The organism is Undibacterium sp. FT79W, from assembly GCF_014284215.1.
GTDB classification, from domain to species: Bacteria; Pseudomonadota; Gammaproteobacteria; order Burkholderiales; family Burkholderiaceae_D; genus Undibacterium; species Undibacterium aquatile.
The window spans coordinates 292012-308185 of the sequence record NZ_JACOGB010000006.1; the positions used below are offsets into that span (position 1 = coordinate 292012).

General features: G+C 46.4%; 18 protein-coding genes. 10 read left to right on the plus strand and 8 right to left on the minus strand.

What is annotated here, in order from left to right; all coding sequences use genetic code 11:
* Positions 1 to 7 precede the first annotated feature (7 nt).
* Positions 8 to 1132, minus strand: coding sequence for an ABC transporter substrate-binding protein (locus H8K38_RS12720; protein WP_222610843.1), 1125 nt, complete (start codon positions 1130 to 1132; stop codon positions 8 to 10).
* 163 nt (positions 1133 to 1295) lie between these two features.
* Here H8K38_RS12720 and mobB point away from each other — a divergent pair, with 163 nt between their 5' ends.
* The 3 genes from mobB (at position 1296) to H8K38_RS12735 (ending at position 2680) form a co-directional block, all read left to right on the plus strand.
* Positions 1296 to 1829: a molybdopterin-guanine dinucleotide biosynthesis protein B gene (gene mobB / locus H8K38_RS12725; RefSeq protein WP_186885195.1), complete on the plus strand. Its 534-nt coding sequence runs from the start codon at positions 1296 to 1298 to the stop codon at positions 1827 to 1829.
* A gap of 58 nt (positions 1830 to 1887) precedes the next feature.
* A complete protein-coding gene (locus tag H8K38_RS12730; RefSeq protein WP_186885196.1) occupies positions 1888 to 2088 on the plus strand; it encodes a YjfB family protein in 201 nt (66 codons plus the stop codon).
* A 154-nt stretch (positions 2089 to 2242) separates the two neighbouring features.
* Positions 2243 to 2680, plus strand: a complete 438-nt coding sequence (locus H8K38_RS12735) for a hemerythrin domain-containing protein (RefSeq protein ID WP_186885197.1) — start codon at positions 2243 to 2245, stop codon at positions 2678 to 2680.
* A gap of 6 nt (positions 2681 to 2686) precedes the next feature.
* On the opposite strand, the gene H8K38_RS12740 is transcribed toward H8K38_RS12735, so the two are convergent.
* Positions 2687 to 2905, minus strand: coding sequence for an RNA-binding S4 domain-containing protein (locus H8K38_RS12740; protein ID WP_186885302.1), 219 nt, complete (start codon positions 2903 to 2905; stop codon positions 2687 to 2689).
* A gap of 316 nt (positions 2906 to 3221) precedes the next feature.
* On the opposite strand from H8K38_RS12740, the gene H8K38_RS12745 reads away from it, so the two are divergent.
* The 5 genes from H8K38_RS12745 (at position 3222) to H8K38_RS12765 (ending at position 7634) form a co-directional block, all read left to right on the plus strand.
* Entirely contained in the window at positions 3222 to 3479 is a 258-nt protein-coding gene (locus tag H8K38_RS12745; protein ID WP_186885198.1) for a DUF2282 domain-containing protein, read from the plus strand.
* 59 nt (positions 3480 to 3538) lie between these two features.
* Positions 3539 to 4396 (plus strand): DUF692 domain-containing protein, encoded by an 858-nt coding sequence (locus H8K38_RS12750; RefSeq protein WP_186885199.1) that lies wholly within the window; start codon positions 3539 to 3541, stop codon positions 4394 to 4396.
* Positions 4393 to 5181, plus strand: coding sequence for a DNA-binding domain-containing protein (locus tag H8K38_RS12755; protein WP_255422953.1), 789 nt, complete (start codon positions 4393 to 4395; stop codon positions 5179 to 5181). Before H8K38_RS12750 ends, H8K38_RS12755 begins: the two co-directional genes overlap by 4 nt.
* A 240-nt stretch (positions 5182 to 5421) precedes the next feature.
* Complete coding sequence (locus H8K38_RS12760) at positions 5422 to 6948, plus strand: S9 family peptidase (protein WP_186885201.1); 1527 nt, start codon at positions 5422 to 5424, stop codon at positions 6946 to 6948.
* A gap of 14 nt (positions 6949 to 6962) precedes the next feature.
* Positions 6963 to 7634: an OmpW family protein gene (locus tag H8K38_RS12765; protein ID WP_186885202.1), complete on the plus strand. Its 672-nt coding sequence runs from the start codon at positions 6963 to 6965 to the stop codon at positions 7632 to 7634.
* Positions 7635 to 7707: 73 nt separating this feature from the next.
* On the opposite strand, the gene H8K38_RS12770 is transcribed toward H8K38_RS12765, so the two are convergent.
* Genes H8K38_RS12770 through H8K38_RS12780 form a run of 3 tightly spaced genes read right to left on the minus strand, consistent with a single transcriptional unit; the run spans position 7708 to position 9900 of the window.
* Positions 7708 to 8679 carry a GGDEF domain-containing protein gene (locus H8K38_RS12770; RefSeq protein WP_255422954.1) on the minus strand — a complete coding sequence of 324 codons (972 nt, stop codon included), beginning with the start codon at positions 8677 to 8679 and terminating at the stop codon, positions 7708 to 7710.
* Between the two features lie 49 nt (positions 8680 to 8728).
* Positions 8729 to 9583: an HDOD domain-containing protein gene (locus H8K38_RS12775; protein ID WP_186885203.1), complete on the minus strand. Its 855-nt coding sequence runs from the start codon at positions 9581 to 9583 to the stop codon at positions 8729 to 8731.
* The gene (locus tag H8K38_RS12780; RefSeq protein ID WP_186885204.1) at positions 9580 to 9900 is read right to left on the minus strand and encodes a hypothetical protein; all 321 of its coding nucleotides are present in this window, start codon (positions 9898 to 9900) and stop codon (positions 9580 to 9582) included. The genes H8K38_RS12775 and H8K38_RS12780 overlap by 4 nt, the downstream gene beginning before the upstream one ends.
* Before the next feature lie 222 nt (positions 9901 to 10122).
* Here H8K38_RS12780 and H8K38_RS12785 point away from each other — a divergent pair, with 222 nt between their 5' ends.
* A complete protein-coding gene (locus H8K38_RS12785; RefSeq protein WP_186885205.1) occupies positions 10123 to 10770 on the plus strand; it encodes a DUF1345 domain-containing protein in 648 nt (215 codons plus the stop codon).
* 8 nt (positions 10771 to 10778) lie between these two features.
* On the opposite strand, the gene H8K38_RS12790 is transcribed toward H8K38_RS12785, so the two are convergent.
* Positions 10779 to 11216, minus strand: a complete 438-nt coding sequence (locus H8K38_RS12790; RefSeq protein ID WP_186885206.1) for a hypothetical protein — start codon at positions 11214 to 11216, stop codon at positions 10779 to 10781.
* A gap of 200 nt (positions 11217 to 11416) precedes the next feature.
* Between H8K38_RS12790 and H8K38_RS12795 the strand changes: the two genes are divergently transcribed.
* Positions 11417 to 12655: a nucleoside recognition domain-containing protein gene (locus tag H8K38_RS12795; RefSeq protein ID WP_186885207.1), complete on the plus strand. Its 1239-nt coding sequence runs from the start codon at positions 11417 to 11419 to the stop codon at positions 12653 to 12655.
* Between the two features lie 157 nt (positions 12656 to 12812).
* Here the strand turns inward: H8K38_RS12795 and H8K38_RS12800 are convergent, their stop codons facing one another.
* Positions 12813 to 14576: a M14 family metallopeptidase gene (locus tag H8K38_RS12800; RefSeq protein WP_186885208.1), complete on the minus strand. Its 1764-nt coding sequence runs from the start codon at positions 14574 to 14576 to the stop codon at positions 12813 to 12815.
* A gap of 155 nt (positions 14577 to 14731) precedes the next feature.
* The gene (locus H8K38_RS12805; protein WP_186885209.1) at positions 14732 to 16045 is read right to left on the minus strand and encodes a TRZ/ATZ family hydrolase; all 1314 of its coding nucleotides are present in this window, start codon (positions 16043 to 16045) and stop codon (positions 14732 to 14734) included.
* Positions 16046 to 16174 lie beyond the last annotated feature (129 nt).

A 16174-nucleotide genomic window follows, 5' to 3' on the forward strand; every position in this document is an offset into this window, starting at 1 on the left:
CAGAGTATCAGAACATAAGGCCGCCGCCTTTGCGGAATAAGGCGATGTCAACGTAACTCGACATCCGGTAACTGCCTTCGTGCGGAGTCAGCAGTATGCCTCCCAGATCCATCGTCGATTTCTGGTTGGCGATGGATTGCAAACCGTCTTTACCTGATTTCGATAACTGAATCGCTTTTGCGAGGGTCTTGGCGACGACGAAACCTTCAAATGTCAGTGAGGATAAATCTTCGTCACGGAATTTTTTCATCATATTGCTGTGCTCGATCTGCACGATGGATTTCTTGCCTTGAGGATTTGGTATGACCTGCGAAAACACGGTCCATTCCAGTGATTTGGCACCGGCGACTTCTGCCAGCGTATCGAGGTTGGTCAGTGACATCCCGGCGACAAATGTTCTTGGCGCGTATTTACGGAATTCTTTTAAGAACAAACCCGTACTCAAGGTATCTGCGACGACGATGACGATATTCGGATTTGCTTTCGACAATGCGGCTGATTCACGTTCAATATCGGCAGGAGAATTATTGATGTGCACAATGCCGCTCATCTGCATTTTGCGTTTTTTCACCTCGTTGCTCACGTATTGAAACATGTCCTGATTGACGCTGTTTTCCTGCACAGCGATGCCAACACTTTTGATACCGAGTTTGTCAAAGTAAGAGAAAATATATTGCATTTCCTGCTCAGGGCTGGGGCGCCAGAATAAGACACGATTGCCATAGCTTTTGACAGAGCCTATCAATGGTGCAAACAAGGTTTGTCCACTTTGTACAAATTTAGGCGAGCTGACAACGGCGTCGGTCACTGGTGCACCGATACCGCCCAGCATGTATTCTGCTTTATCTTTTTCCAGCAATTCAGCGACTGCTTTGACCGATTGTGCCGGGATGCCCTGATCATCTCTGGCGAGATACTTCACTTTTCGTCCATTAATGCCGCCGCTGGTATTGATGCTATCGAAATAGGTGGTGATACCAGCCACATAGTCGCGGCCGATACTGCCATTCGGGCCAGATAAATCAATGGCCTGCCCGATAATAATCTGGTTGTCCTGAGCATAAACCACAGAACTGAGCAGATTGCTGATGAAAACGAGAATGATGGCAAGCTTGCTTGAGAGGACTCTCATATTGATTTTTTGTCGATTGTTGCGGTGCACAGAAGTTTGCCATTGAATTGTTACTACATGACTACATTGCAATTTCACAATAAAAGAGGGAGGGCGCTGACTCTGCTTTTGTTTGCGACAGATATGTTTATACTGGCGCTACTATTATTTTAGGGTGCCGCAGATGGCTCAGAACATACTTGGTGTGGTTGGATGGTCAGGCAGCGGAAAAACGACGCTGCTGGAATTTCTGGTGAAGGAGTTGTGTACTCTTGGTCATAGTGTCAATGTGGTAAAGCATAGTCACCATGACATCATTATTGAGCCACCCCAAAAAGATAGTGCGCGCTTTCGCACCGCCGGCGCGGCAGAGGTTTTATTGGTTTCGCCTTATCGTTATGTTATGACACGCGAACTGCGTGGAGAGAGTGAGCCAGCGCTGATGGATATTTTGCCAAGATTGTCGGCATCTGATCTGATTTTTGTTGAAGGATATAAATGGGAAGCCATTCCCAAAATCGAAGTGTATCGCCCGGCGCTTGGCAAACCTGCCATTTTTCCTGATGATCCGCATATTGTTGCAGTTGCTTCGGATGTGGCCGCACCAGAGAATCTTCGCCCTGGCCTGGCCTGGCTGGATTTAAACAAGACGACAGATGTGCTGAAATGGATACTTGCGGAATTGCACGAGAAAAATTTTTCGACATCTTTAAAATAAAATTAAAGTAAACCTTATCTTCAGCCGTTAATAGAAACGTTTGATAAGGAGAATTGTCATGGATGTTACAGGTATAGCAAATGTTGCAACGACGCTCGCAGATGTTGGTACCAGCCAGGCAGTGAGTATTGCTGTGTTAAAAAAAGCAATGGATCTCCAGACTGAAAACGCTACCGCATTAATTCAGGCGATTCCGAATGCGAATCAGGTGCAAAATCTTCCGCCGCATCTTGGACAGAACATCAATACCACAGCTTAACTGGTCATATTGCCGCTCAGCAGCAAAGTAGTTAATACATTTCTCAAAACAGCGCACTTTTAAGTGCGCTGTTTTTATTTGTCAGATGATCTTTCGCAAGCAATCTTTGAACTGATCAGCCATAATCTCGCTACTTCATTGCACAGGAAAAAACATGACACAAAATACCTGGGGTTGGTCAGACCGGCTGAATTTAAGTTACGCACCGATGGACGATATTCATCATGAATTCGTCGAATTATGTGCGGCATTGTCTGAAAATAATCCTGATACATTTATTCAGCGTCTGGATGCACTGATCGCGCACTCGATTGAGCATTTTGAACAGGAAAATCGCTGGATGGAAGAAACGGCATTTCCACCTGCGGGTTGTCACCGACAAGAACACGAAGCTGTGCTGGAAGTGATGCGCGAGGTGCGTCGCCGTGTTGAAGAGGAGGGCGATAATGAATTGGCGGCGCGTCTTGCTGAAGAGTTGCCGCACTGGTTTGAACATCATGTTGATACGATGGACAATATGCTTGCCCGTTTTATGGCGAATCTGACGGCAGATTCTATCTCTGGTGATGTGCAGGAAAAAGCGTCTGCCTGATTAATATCAGTCAGCGAGGACGCGTATTTCTACATCGCCAAGGCGGACAATCTGACCTGCACGGATTTTGGCTGTTTTACGCAATTCCTGTTGACCGTCAACGCTGACATCGCCGCTGGCAACAATGACTTTGCCAGCGCCGCCGCTTTCGCAGATGCCGACTAATTTCAGTAACTGGTTTAATTCTACAAATTCGCCATTCAGGCTAAAACTCAGTTTTTGCATAGGATCTCCGTTCAGGCATTCAAAAAAGGGCGCAGCATACACCAATTCAAGCTGAGTCGGGAATTTGCCTGATCTGACTGCGCGTTTCATACACAACTGATATTTTGCCAGCATACAGACGATAAAATTCATCGCTGAGTAAAACATTGTCGCCACCTCGATTTGATTTTACTATTACTCGATATGGCGAGCCGGGCTGACTTTTTATTTGCACCCGATGATGTCCTTTGTTATGTTTGTTGTGGTCAGATGTCGTTATCAGAGATTGTAGTGCGCCATCTTTACATCAGACTATTTTACTTTTCAGGATATACAAATGAAGAATAAAGCAATAATTACCGCCGCACTTGCAGGCTTGATCGGCTCATCTCATGCGTCTGCGGCTGAGCCTGTGAAGAAAGAGAAGTGTTACGGTATCGCGAAAGCGGGGCAGAACGATTGTTCGTCGAAATCAGGCTCGCATTCCTGCGCGGGTCAGGCCAAGAAAGACAATGATCCTGATGAGTGGAAAAAAGTACCGGCAGGCACGTGCGAAAAAATGGGTGGAAAAACGGATGTACCTAAGAGCTCTTAATTACTCGTTACATCTATTCAGTTGATCCTGCAGATATGCACGGAAAATTTTCCGAGTCCATGTATCCTCATCCTGTCGGCGCCGGTGTAGGCCTGCGTACGCAGCACTATCAGGATTTTCTGACTGCGCCGGTGAATATTCAATGGCTGGAGGTGCATGCGGAAAATTACTTTGGCGACGGCGGGTACGATCTTCATGTTTTGCAGCAGTTACGTAAAAACTATCCGGTCAGCTTGCATGGCGTTGGCCTTGGGCTGGGCTCGGCACATGGATTTCAACAAGAACACATCGCAAAGCTGAAACGACTGATCGGATATATCCAGCCTTGTCTGGTTTCCGAACATCTGTGCTGGGGCGCGGTAGCCGGACGAAGTTTGAACGACTTATTACCCATGCCTTTGACCCGGGAATCATTGCACTTGTTTTGCGATCGGGTTGATCATTTACAAAATCAGTTGCAGCAGCGCGTGTTGATTGAAAACGTTTCTACTTATGTTCGTTTTCAGCATGATGAGATGAGTGAGGCTGAGTTCTTATGCCAACTGGTGCAATCCACGGGATGCGGCATTTTGCTTGATATTAATAATTTATACGTGAATCAGGTAAATCACCACGAGAGCGCACTCTCGGCTCTTGACTGCATTACTTCACTACCCGCAGGTTCTGTGGGAGAGATACATTTAGCCGGTCATTTACAGGAGGATGACTGTCTGATTGATAATCATAGTTGTTGTATTGCGGAGCCAGTGTGGCAGTTATACGCGCAGGTATGTGAAAGCTTAGGCTCTGATGTCCCGGTACTGATCGAATGGGACACCGATATTCCTGCGCTATCTGTTTTGCTCGGTGAAGCTGAAAAAGCAATGCAAATTCAGACCGGGTCAGCCAGGCCATTTCAGGTTAAAGGACTCGTATGACGGCGCGTGACCTTGCGAGCGTACAGGCACAATTTGCGGAGGCACTGTTGCAACGACAAAGCACGGTCAACGAGGATTTGCCGTTAACCGAATTGTCACTAAGAAGGTTTTCATATTGCCGCAATAATCTGGCAGCCATATGGTATGCCACGTTAAAAAATGCTTATCCGGTTTTACATCAACTTGTCGGGAATGATTTTTTTTGGCAAATGGCAAGTGAGTATGGATATGCCTATCCTTCGAAGTCTGGTGATTTGAATGAGTTTGGTGCGGAGCTACCTTTGTACTTGGCACTGTCGGAAAGCAATACTGATTATCCGTATTTTGCAGACGTCGCAAGATTAGAGTGGCAACTGCATCGTTCGTATTACGCGGCGAACTCTCCGGCTTTGAGCTTACCGGTGTTTATCGCAACAACGGTGCCGCGTGGCCTGAATTTATCCTCTGCAATTTTACAAAATCATCCGGCGGTGAGTTTGTATGCATCGTCCCTGCGTGGGCTTGATATCTGGCTTGCGCACCAACAATCCGACGTTATTGCTTTTCCATTGCTGGCGGGGCCACCAAACTATGGATTGATCGTAAGACAGAATTGGAAACCACAAGTCCATCGATTGGAAAAGACGGAGTGGGCAGTGTTAAGTAAATTGTTTCAGGGAGAGAGTCTTGAAAGTGCACTGGACTACGCCCTGCATCAAGACTGTGAATTTCCGATTCAGGCCAGTCTGAACCGTTGGTTTCATCTGGAAATATTTTCAGATGTGGTTCGCTTTTGCGAAGATTAACGGCCAAGCCCCTTTGCCGAAAACAATTGTGAATTTATACTGTCAATTCATCTACATCTATTATTCCATTTAGGGTGTAAACATTTTAAGAATGTTTCCTCTAGATTTATCAATGTAGCTATTAATACATCTGCGCAGGTGACATACTACGCGGTAAGTTTTTAGAACGCTCGTTCCTTTATCTTTTAAGTCAGCGTTTTTAGTAACTTACATACAAATTCTTATAGGAGAGAGACACTCATGCGTCATTATCAAATTGCGCTCAGCCTGTTGTCCGCGGCCGTTTTATCGGCTTGTGGTGGCAGTGGCAGCGAAGGCCCGGCTATTAATACTTCTGTTGCCCGCGGAACCTTATATGCAAACCCGCCTAATCTTGTGCCAATTCCACAAGCAAGTGGTCCAGCGCTCACAAAATTAGATCCAGTCGTCTTTAAAGCAATGCTGGAAGCCAAAAAGCCTGGTTTGACGCAGGTGACTGGTACTCCTAAGTGTGAAATTTCCACTTACTACATGAAATACGCAACTGTTGGCGGTGCAAACGAAGCAACTGATGCAACAGGCGCGATCATGGTTCCTTCTGGCACTGACCCGGCATGTACTGGTCCACGTCCAGTATTGTTATATGCTCACGGCACAACAGTTGAGAAGTCTTTCAACATGGCTAATTTGAGAGATAACTCGGAAGCATCTCTGGTTGCTGCAATGTATGCAGCGCAAGGCTTTATCGTTGTTGCTTCAAATTTTGCTGGTTACGACGTATCGTCACTGACTTATCATCCTTATCTGAACGCCGATCAACAAGCTGACGATATGGTGGATTCATTACGTGCTGCCCGTGCTGCATTTCCAAGAATTAATGCGCAGGACTCAGGTAAGTTAGTCATCGCTGGTTATTCTCAGGGCGGTCACGTGGCGATGGCAACGCAACGTGCTATGCAGCAAAAATATGCATCCGAGTTTAAAGTCACAGCTTTAGCCGGTATGTCTGGTCCGTATGCGATGGCTTTATTGGGTGATGCTGTTTTTGCGGGTAGTCCGAATGCAGGTGGCACCGTATTTTTGCCAATGATAACGACAGCATGGCAGAAATCTTATGGCAACATTTACGCGTCGGCGAATGAGATTTATGAAGATAAATATGCCATAGGAATTGAAACCCTGATTCCAGGTGGATTGACAATGACCGATTTGTTCACCTCAGGTAAATTGCCTTCTTTAGCGATGTTTGCTAAAGACTCTTTGCCAGGCCCTTCAACGCCTGCATTCAGTGGATTTTTTGGTGATGGTAACCTGATTAAAACGAGCTATCGCAATGCCTACCTTGCAGATGCTCAGAAAAATCCATGTGGTACAAATCCAGCGGATCCGTTGAATTGTTCACCAGCTAACGCTTTCCGTAAAGCCGGAGTCAAAAACGACTTGCGTAATTACGTTCCAAACGTTCCTGTCATGTTATGCGGTGGTGGCAGCGATCCTACAGTGTTTTTTGCCAGCACGCAGGCTACGGCAGGATTTTTCCTCGCCAAAGGTTTCCCAAGTGCATATCTGACAACGCTTGATGTGGATACAAATCCAACCAGCGCAGCGGATCCTTTTGCTGCCGCAAAAGTTGGTTTTGCTCAGTCTAAAGCAGGTGTTATTGCTGCTGCGGTTGCAGCAAAACAAGATCCGGCTACTGCGGTTGCCAGCGTGTATCACGGCACTTTGGTTCCACCGTTCTGTAATGCTGCAGCACGTGGTTTCTTCCAACAAGTTCTGGCTAAATAATCGGGAGGATGACCATGAAAAAAACTAAAATGATCGCAGCACTGGCATTAGCTTTGTCAGCTTCTTCTGCTTTTGCTTACGACAACACAGTGAACGCTGGCCTCATTGGACTTTGGGTTCATTCCAATTCGCCGGATTTTACAAGTAATGGCCCGGCCTATCTGACGCCACAACCGGCGGGCTTGACTGTTGGTGATGGCAAGACCTTGATGTTTGGTTTTACACGTAAATTGAACGATCATTTCGATCTTGATTTTACTGCCGGTTTGCCGCCTGAGCATAAGATTTATGGTCGCGGTACGATGGGGCCATACGGAGTCATTGCAAAAGTTAAGCAGCGGGCACCAACACTGTTCGTGAACTATAACTTTGGTGCGCCGTCTGAAAAGATGCGTCCGTTTGTTGGGCTTGGCCTTAACTACACGCAGTTTTTTGATGCAACTACAACCCCGTCGAATGATATTGCTACTGGTGGGCCGACAAAACTGAATCTGAAGGAGTCGTTTGGTCTCGCCGGTCACATTGGTATCAAGTATCAATTTGATGATCGCTGGTCTGTCACTGGTGCTATAGTTGCCGCGAAAGTAAGTACCGATCTGACGGCGATTACTGGCAGTATTGAGCGCAAAACGACAATTGATTTCAGACCTGTTGTTGTGACGCTCGGGGTCGGTTACAGCTTCTGATAAAAACAGTGGTTTGAAATAAAAAAGGGTTCGATATTCGAACCCTTTTTTTCATCTTGCGCCTGCAAAACGATCATGCTGCTACTTGATTTCTGCCTGCATCTTTCGCGCGATACAGCGCCGCATCCGCGACTGAAATCAATTGCAAAAAGTCTTGTTCTGCTTGAAGTGTCGCAATGCCGAAAGAACCTGTAATATGTGGCAGCGGCTTTTTTGCATCAGGGAATACTTTGGTCTTGCTCAAGCGGGTACACAAACGCTGAGCTACCCCTATCGCCGCTTTTTGAGTGGTTCCCGGCAAAATGACGATCATTTCTTCACCACCATAGCGAGCGGCAAAATCGGTTGGCCGTAATCCCGCATTCAATACTTTAGCCGCTGTTTGCAATGCGTCATCACCCAGCAAGTGGCCGTATTCGTCATTGAAGCGTTTAAAATGATCCAGATCGACCAGAATAATACTGAGTGGATTACCACTCACATGTGCGTGTTCTATCATCGGTGGTAGCTGTGCATTCAACCAGGCGCGGTTATGCAGTCCGGTCAAGCCGTCAACCATGGATAACTGGCGATAGAATTCGCCGACTTTTTGCCTGCTGCGGATTTGCGCGTTTGCAGTACGGATTCTGAACGATAAAAGTTGCAACAGGTTGCGTGCTACACCGTTAGATTGATCGATCAGCTGCCATAAGGTTTCAGCTTCAATGACAAGCAGGTCACTATCGGATAATGCAGAAATTGTTGCTGAATGAATTTCCTCATCCAGCACGGATATTTCACCGACACATTCCCCAGGCAGATACTGTGTGATGGAATTTTCTATGTGATTATTGTCTTCATTGAGCTTGGTGATGCCGAGAGCTCCATTCAGTACGATGAACAGACGGGAGCCAGAGCTGTTTGCATCCAGTACGATTTGTCCGGCTCTTGCTTTTACGATCGGACAGTCTTTGATGATATTCCGGATGAGCTGAAGATTTTCATCAGTTATATCGCGAAATAAATGAATATCGTCGATCCGGTATTTCGCATCTTTAAAATACATCAATTGTTCCAAAATCGTTTTATCCAGATACATGAGTCAATAATCGTGTTCAAATTAAAATCTGATTCAGTGCCTCAACCCGCATTTCAGTTTCACGGAATATGCCAAGGTACTCAGTTTCGCTAAGGGCTAGCGTATCCCAAGCATGTGCTGACAGCAAGGGGACAACATCATTTTTTTCATCGGCGAGATCAAGCGCATGCACCACAGCATCTGCAACGTGAACAACAGATGCCAGTGGATGTATACCGGCTATGCCCGGGCAATGGTGGCCTCTGATCGCATCCTGAATTGCTTCTGCAAAAAACCATTGCTGCGCTAGTGCCAGCCCCGCATCGACATGGTCTATGCCCATGATTTCACGTTCCGCATCAAGCAAATAACAATCCTTGAGTTGCCGATGCTTAATGACTTCTGCATATTTTTCAGGATAATAGGTCACCAGAACCAAGCGACCAATGTCATGCAAAAGTCCTGCCGTAAACGCAAAATCATGTTTCATGTGAAGTGCCCGGGAAATTAATTCAGCACAAATGGCGGTTGCCACGCTATGTCGCCAGAAAGCCTGAAAATTAAATCCCTCGCAGTAAGATGCTGAGCTACGGTTGGCAAGTATCGTCAGACGAACCAGATTCTTGATCTTTTCAACACCGAGCAAGGCAGTTGCCTGCTGAATCGTCACTACCCTTGAATTAACACCAAAATGTGATGAGTTGACCAGACGCAGTACCTTGGCAGTGATGGCATGGTCCATCGCAATCTTTTCGTTGATTAAATCCAGACTGCTGTTTTCATCTTCCAGAACGGAGACCAGCTCACGCGCAACGGCTGGCAGCATTGGCAGATCTTTCATATGCTTGATCATGTCCTGCAGAAGCGCATTTTTTTCAACATCTGTTTTCATGTTGAGTCTCCTTCGCGGTAATGCTGTATGTATTTTTGTAGCAGATTCAGAGGTCTTTCGGCAGGATACTTCCGAAACAACAATGGAATACGTTCAATTTTATGTTGACGCTCTTCCAGCTCGTCCGGGCTGGGGGTGTTGTCTTTCTCTATGCATAGCTGACTGATTCCATGCGTCGCCAGGGAATGCAGCATGTTTTCGCTTAAAGTTGTTCCGGCAGGAAGCAGAATATGACCGACCTTATCAAGCAAGTCATCTGCCAGTATCATCCCGGCAGTAACCTTGTTCAGCGATAAGTAATGACTATGTTTGTTCATTTTGCAGGCTCCCGATTCAGGTGCTTATCTCATCACACATATTGCCGGATATTTGGAAACGCGAAATGTTCTTCATTTAAAAAAATCTACATTTTGCAACAGAGTGATCATGCTTTCTTTGCATACATCTAGGCGAACTGCTTATCTCAGTGGCTATACTACACCTCATCTTGAAAGTTTCTATTGATACATGTTCACAAATATATATAAAGGTCGGAAACAGTGAGTAATCTTTTATTGCACAGGCCACGTCTGGTGGCTACTTTTTTGATCGCGACAATAGTGGCAGTATTTTTACCCGAGACCTGGGCATTTTCAACGCGTGCGTTATTTTGCTGGAATATCGGCGTGTGGTCGTATCTCACTTTGATGGCATGGTTGATGGTTCGTGCAAAAAATTACCATGTCCGCGAGATGGCGATGCAAGAAGATAACAGTGCGGTTGCTGTCCTCGCCTTATTATCAATTTCAGCAACGATCAGTCTTGTGGCGATTGTGATAGAACTGACTGGCACCCGCGCGTTAGCACCAGACCTGCGGGCGCTTAAATATATATTTGCAGGAGTCACCGTCTTGGGTTCCTGGGCTTTACTTGGTGTGGTGTTTTGCTTCCATTACACGCTGTTGTTTTACAATTCTCCGGAACAGCAGCGAGCATTACGTTTTCCAGATAACGAACAGATGCCAGATTATTGGGACTTTCTTTATTTCTCGTTCACGATTGCGGTTGCCGCACAGACTTCCGATGTTTCTGTCGCTTCTCATAGCGCGCGTAAAACGGTATTGGCACAATCTGTGTTGAGTTTTTTCTTCAATGTTGCCGTACTGGGGTTTTCTATTAATATTGCGGCCGGACTCGTCGGCAACTAAATCAAGCATTAGTCTTCTCTGTGATGATGTCTGCGTCGCTCTCTCCACTCATGCTCTTCATACCGATCTGCCCGCCAGACCTCACGCTCGCGCCAGGGCCGGCCATAGTTTTGTTCGACGTACTGATGATACACATACGGTTGAGGTGAACTCAGTACGACAGGAATGCCACCGAAACGCGCATCGATATTAATGAAATAAGGTAGTCGGTTATTTGCTTCCCATCTGCGTCCATCGGACCAATACCATGTTTGTGATTGTGGCGAGAAGTACACCTGACGTGACGGGTAATAAATATAATTGTAGTTCCGGACTGGCTCTGCTTCATACCTGTCGTGATGCCAATGGCGCCAGCCGTGATCATGAGCTTCCGCAATCTGCCAGACGCCGGCAGTGAGCACGCAGGCAACGATGGCGGTGACTGTTTTAAATCTGAAATTAGACATGTCATTTTCCTGAAATGGGGTGATCAGATAACGTCTTGTGACTCGCCCTCGCTGACAAAAGAAAATAAATACTCAGGAAAATACTGCAACAAACTGTTACTGCTATACCTCGTACTTATACCTGAATCCGAAAAAATCATTCGGCGGTACTTTGTTTTCATGTTAAAAAGATTCCACTTGCAATCTTATATTCTGGCGCTATGGCACTTAATTATATTTGGATAGGTTTTTTTCTTATCAGCTTTATTGCCGCTTTAGGGCAGTGGATTTTTCTCGGCGATGTTGAGGTATTCAAACGAATTATCGATGGTACTTTTGACTCTGCGAAAATAGGTGTGATGGAAATTGCTTTGCCGTTGGCTGGCGTCATGACCTTGTGGTTAGGGATTATGAATATTGGTGAGAAAGCGGGTGCCATCAATTTATTAGCGAAAATTATTGGGCCTTTTTTTGCCAGAATTTTTCCGGGCGTTCCGCAGAGTCATCCGGCGAACGGGCATATGGTGATGAATTTTTCGGCGAATCTGCTCGGTCTCGATAATGCTGCGACGCCGTTTGGTCTGAAGGCGATGGAAAGTCTGCAAACGCTCAATCCAAAAAAAGACGAGGCAAGTGACGCGCAAATCATGTTTTTGGTTTTGCATACCTCGGGCCTGACTCTGATTCCTCTGGCGATCATGGCGCAGCGCGCGGTTCTCGGAGCGAAAGACCCATCCGATATTTTTATTCCATGTCTGATCGCGACGTACGTCGCAACTGTCGTCGGTCTGATCGCCGTGGCTATTTGTCAGCGAATCAATTTATTTAACCGGGTAGTGATGTCCTGGCTCGGTGGCATCAGTGCTTTTATTATTGGCATGGTCTGGTATCTGAGTCAGCACATGAGCCGCGCAGAAATTGAGGTTTTCTCTAAGGTGAGCAGTAACTTGCTGTTGTTCTCGATTATTGTTGCGTTCATTCTTGGCGCCATGCGTAAAAAGGTGAATGTCTATGAGGCATTTATCGAAGGCGCAAAAGGGGGGATGCAAACCTCGTTGACGATTATCCCTTATCTGGTCGGGATGTTAGTGGCGATTGGAGTACTGCGAAATTCTGGCGTGTTGGGATTTGTTGTCGCCGGTTTTAACTGGTTTTTTACACAGGTAGGAGTCAATACGGATTTCACTTCTGCATTACCCACCGCATTAATGAAGCCTTTGAGCGGCAGCGGCTCACGGGCGATGATGGTGGATGCAATGAAAACCTATGGTGTCGATTCTTTTGTGGGACGCCTAGCTTGTATTTTTCAGGGATCTGCAGACACCACTTTTTATATCGTCGCACTGTATTTTGGCTCTGTCGGTATCCGTAAAACCAGATATGCGATTTCAGTGGGATTGATCGCTGATTTTGCCGGCGTTATCGCTGCGATTTTTGTTGCTTACTTATTTTTCCACTAATCAGGACTTACGCAAAGTTGTCCCGGCAATGCATGCCGACGAAGACCGTACAAGTGTAAGGCCAGGAGCCATAACGCCGCTGGGGCGGTTTTGCGAAAGTCCTGTAATCTGATTTAATTCAATGAATGAGGCGTTTTGTTCCTCATTCATTTAATTTTTATTTGGGAAAAATATTTGTTCTGAAGATCGGGTATTGTTGATATTGCTGATCCCAGGATGAGTGGCGACGGGCAAAGAACTCTAAACGCGCCTGCGGGCTTTTTGCGAACTCAGCGTCGTCTTTCAGTTTTTTTTCAAAGATGGATTTGAGTTCAGAGTTAGCCGCCAACTGTTCGCGTGCAACATCTTCCGCGACGTATGCTTCCATATATTCTTTTTTCTCGAAAGCATTATTGAAAAAACCCCATCTGACGAGTGCATCCGGTGCCTGTGGCTCAAATAGCGCGGCGACCAGCGCAGCTTTCGGTTGAGCAGAGGGAATAAATAAAGAACCTTTGCCAAAAGACGCCTGATCGCCAGTCCATTCCCCTTTTAGTTGCAGTGTTTGATGGCTTTCCGTTGACAGTGGTGACAATATCGCTTTCGTCGTGTTGTAGCGTTCTATCGCGATGTTGTTAAGCGCGTTGCCGAGTGATTGAAATTGTATTCCGTGAGTTCTTAATTTATGAATGACGATTCTGGCGTAGGATGCCGGAACAATATATCCCGCTTGCGGCATCGTGATGTAGGTATCAGGGATAATTTCATCGCGCAGTTTGACTTGCCATATTTGTGGCTTGCTTTCGTCGTATCTCGTCATTAATGCACCGGAAATTTCTGACGGCTTTCTGGTGTATGCATAACCCCGGAAATCAATCAGGTGAGATTTATCCGTCGTCTTGTAAGTGACAGGGACAGGTTTGCCTGCCATTTTTATTGAGCGTAAATCTGCTTCTGACGCGATTTTTTCCCATTCATTACCGTATCGTGCAATTTGTTCCAGAATGGAGGTGATCGTATTTTTGGTAATTCTCACCCGGGTCGCGTAATTTTTCCAGGAATGGGTTTCTACCAGTATGCCAAAGCGATTTCTTAATTGAAAATAGCCGTGTGAAAAGCGCGGTGCAGGTACTCCGTCAACAAATCCAGACGCTGGATCATCTTCCTTGTCAAACGACATGTAAAACGGTTGAGGCAAAGAGCCCGTCTTGCTGAGATCGGCCAGTACATTTTCCTGCAGTTTTTTGCCTGCTGCTTTTAAGCCTTCATCTCCTGCGTGCAGCGGTTCCACCTGAACGGAAATGTCATGCTCAAATTTTGCCCCGTCAGTGACATGCAGATCAACGTTAACCAAAGGGTCCCAGTGATTGATCAGGCGCAGCATAGATTGCATTTCAACGGTATCTGCTTTGACGTAATCACGATTCAGATTGTAGTTCTGTGCCGTGGTTCGCCACCCCATTTCTTCAGGCCCGCGCTGGTTTGGTCGATTCCAGCGACCAAACCTTTCATGTCCATCAACGTTGAACACAGGAATGAAAATAAACACCTGTTTATCTAAAATGTCGTTTGTTGCCGTGTTGTCCAGCAACTCTCTTAAAGCAAGAAATCCAGCGTCCTTTCCATCAATTTCTCCTGCGTGAATTCCTCCCTGAATCAAGGTCACGGGAATATGCTTTTCTTTTGCGAGATAGGGTGTGAACGCATTTGTCCTGGTGGTGATGAGCGCCAGCATCGGACGGCCTTCTGGTGTTCGTCCGAATTCCTGACAACGGACTAGCTTAGGGTAATTTTTCTGGAAATTACGGCAGAGGGTTTCGACTTCTTCGTAACGCCCGGTCTTTTGAAAGTTACTCTGTTCGGCAATTGTACTAAGATTTTCCGCTGCCAGGCAGATACTGCTGCTGAATAAAAATGTTAAATAAAATGGTAAACGTTTCATTGTGAACGAGAGTAAAAGATGGTCGGAATGATCTCTGCGCAAATGCATGCAGGTGTCTGTTTCCTGAAAATCGGGCAAACATGATGCTTGTACAGGTCTTTGCCCTTCGCAATCGCAAACCGACACGCAGGCTCTAACTGGCACCAGATACCTGGTCAATCATTAACAATACGTGCCTGCCACCACTTTGCTTTTTCAAGCAAATTCGGTTCAACTAAAGTTGTTAACTGGCGATTTTCCATTAAGCATTGCCCATTGACCCAGACATGACTGACTTGTTCCCGGCCCGCTGCATAAATAATCTGAGATACGGGATCGAAAACAGGTTGAGTTTCAATGGCGGAAAGATCGATAGCAATAATATCGGCCTGTTTTCCTGCAATCAGGCTACCTATCTGATCTTCCAGCCCCAGCGCTCTGGCACCTGACAACGTTGCCATCTCTAATGCTGAGTGCGCATCCAGCGCGGTGGGGTCATTTGACTGCGCTTTTGCGAGCAAAGCTGCTAAACGAAGATCACCCAGTAAGTCCAGTTTGTTATTACTTGCGGCACCATCAGTGCCTATGCCGACATTGATGCCCGCCGCCTGCATTGCATGGATACGGGCGAAGCCTGAAGCGAGCTTCAAATTGCTGGCTGGATTGTGCGCAATGTGTACACCGGTACGGGACAGCAGGGAAATATCATCATCTTCAGCATGCACCATATGCGCGGCGATCAGGCGATTGCTTAATAATCCTAGTTGATGCAGACGTTGCAGCGGCCTCATGCCGTGTTGTTTCAGGCTGTCACTCACTTCCTCTGCGGTTTCATGAATATGGCAGTGAATTCCCATGCCATGTTTTTCTGATAGTTCAATAATTTTTCTGAACGTATCATCTGCAACGGTATAAGGCGCATGGGGCGCGAGTCTGAATCCAACACCTTCCTGATTCGCAAATGCGGTTGATGCTTCAATCGCCTTATCCAGATATTCGCTCGCATTTTGTGCGAATCCGGTCGGAAATTCCAGAATACTGCAGCCGACTATTGTACGCATTCCTGCTTGCAGTCCCGCTTTCGCCACCGCCTGATGATGAAAATACATATCATTGACTGTGGTTGTTCCGCCACGGATCATCTCAGCCATTGCATACAGAGTTCCATCAAGTACAAATTCATCTGACACATGTTTCTTTTCTGCTGGCCAGATGTGGTGATTCAGCCAATCCATCAGAGCCAGATCATCTGCCAGACCACGCAACAGGCTCATGGCAGAATGGGCATGGAGATTGATAAAGCCAGGGGTCAGCGCATGCTCTTTCAATTCAATGTGCGTGGCGTCCTGATAACGCAGGCGTACATCTGATTCTGGGAGAACGGCTATGATTTTTCCGTTCTGCATTACCAGTGAATGGGCAAGCAACACAGTCGCTTTGGGTTCAACGGGAATCAGATATTTGGGATGTAGGCAGGTAATTGATTTCATGGCATTCCTCTGGACGGGAAGGCCATTATATCGGGCGGATGAGCTTCGCTCAATTTACCGAGAGACGATCTGTTTTAGCTGCGCAAATAATGCAGTGAACGCCACTATGGCGAAGACTAACATCATTTC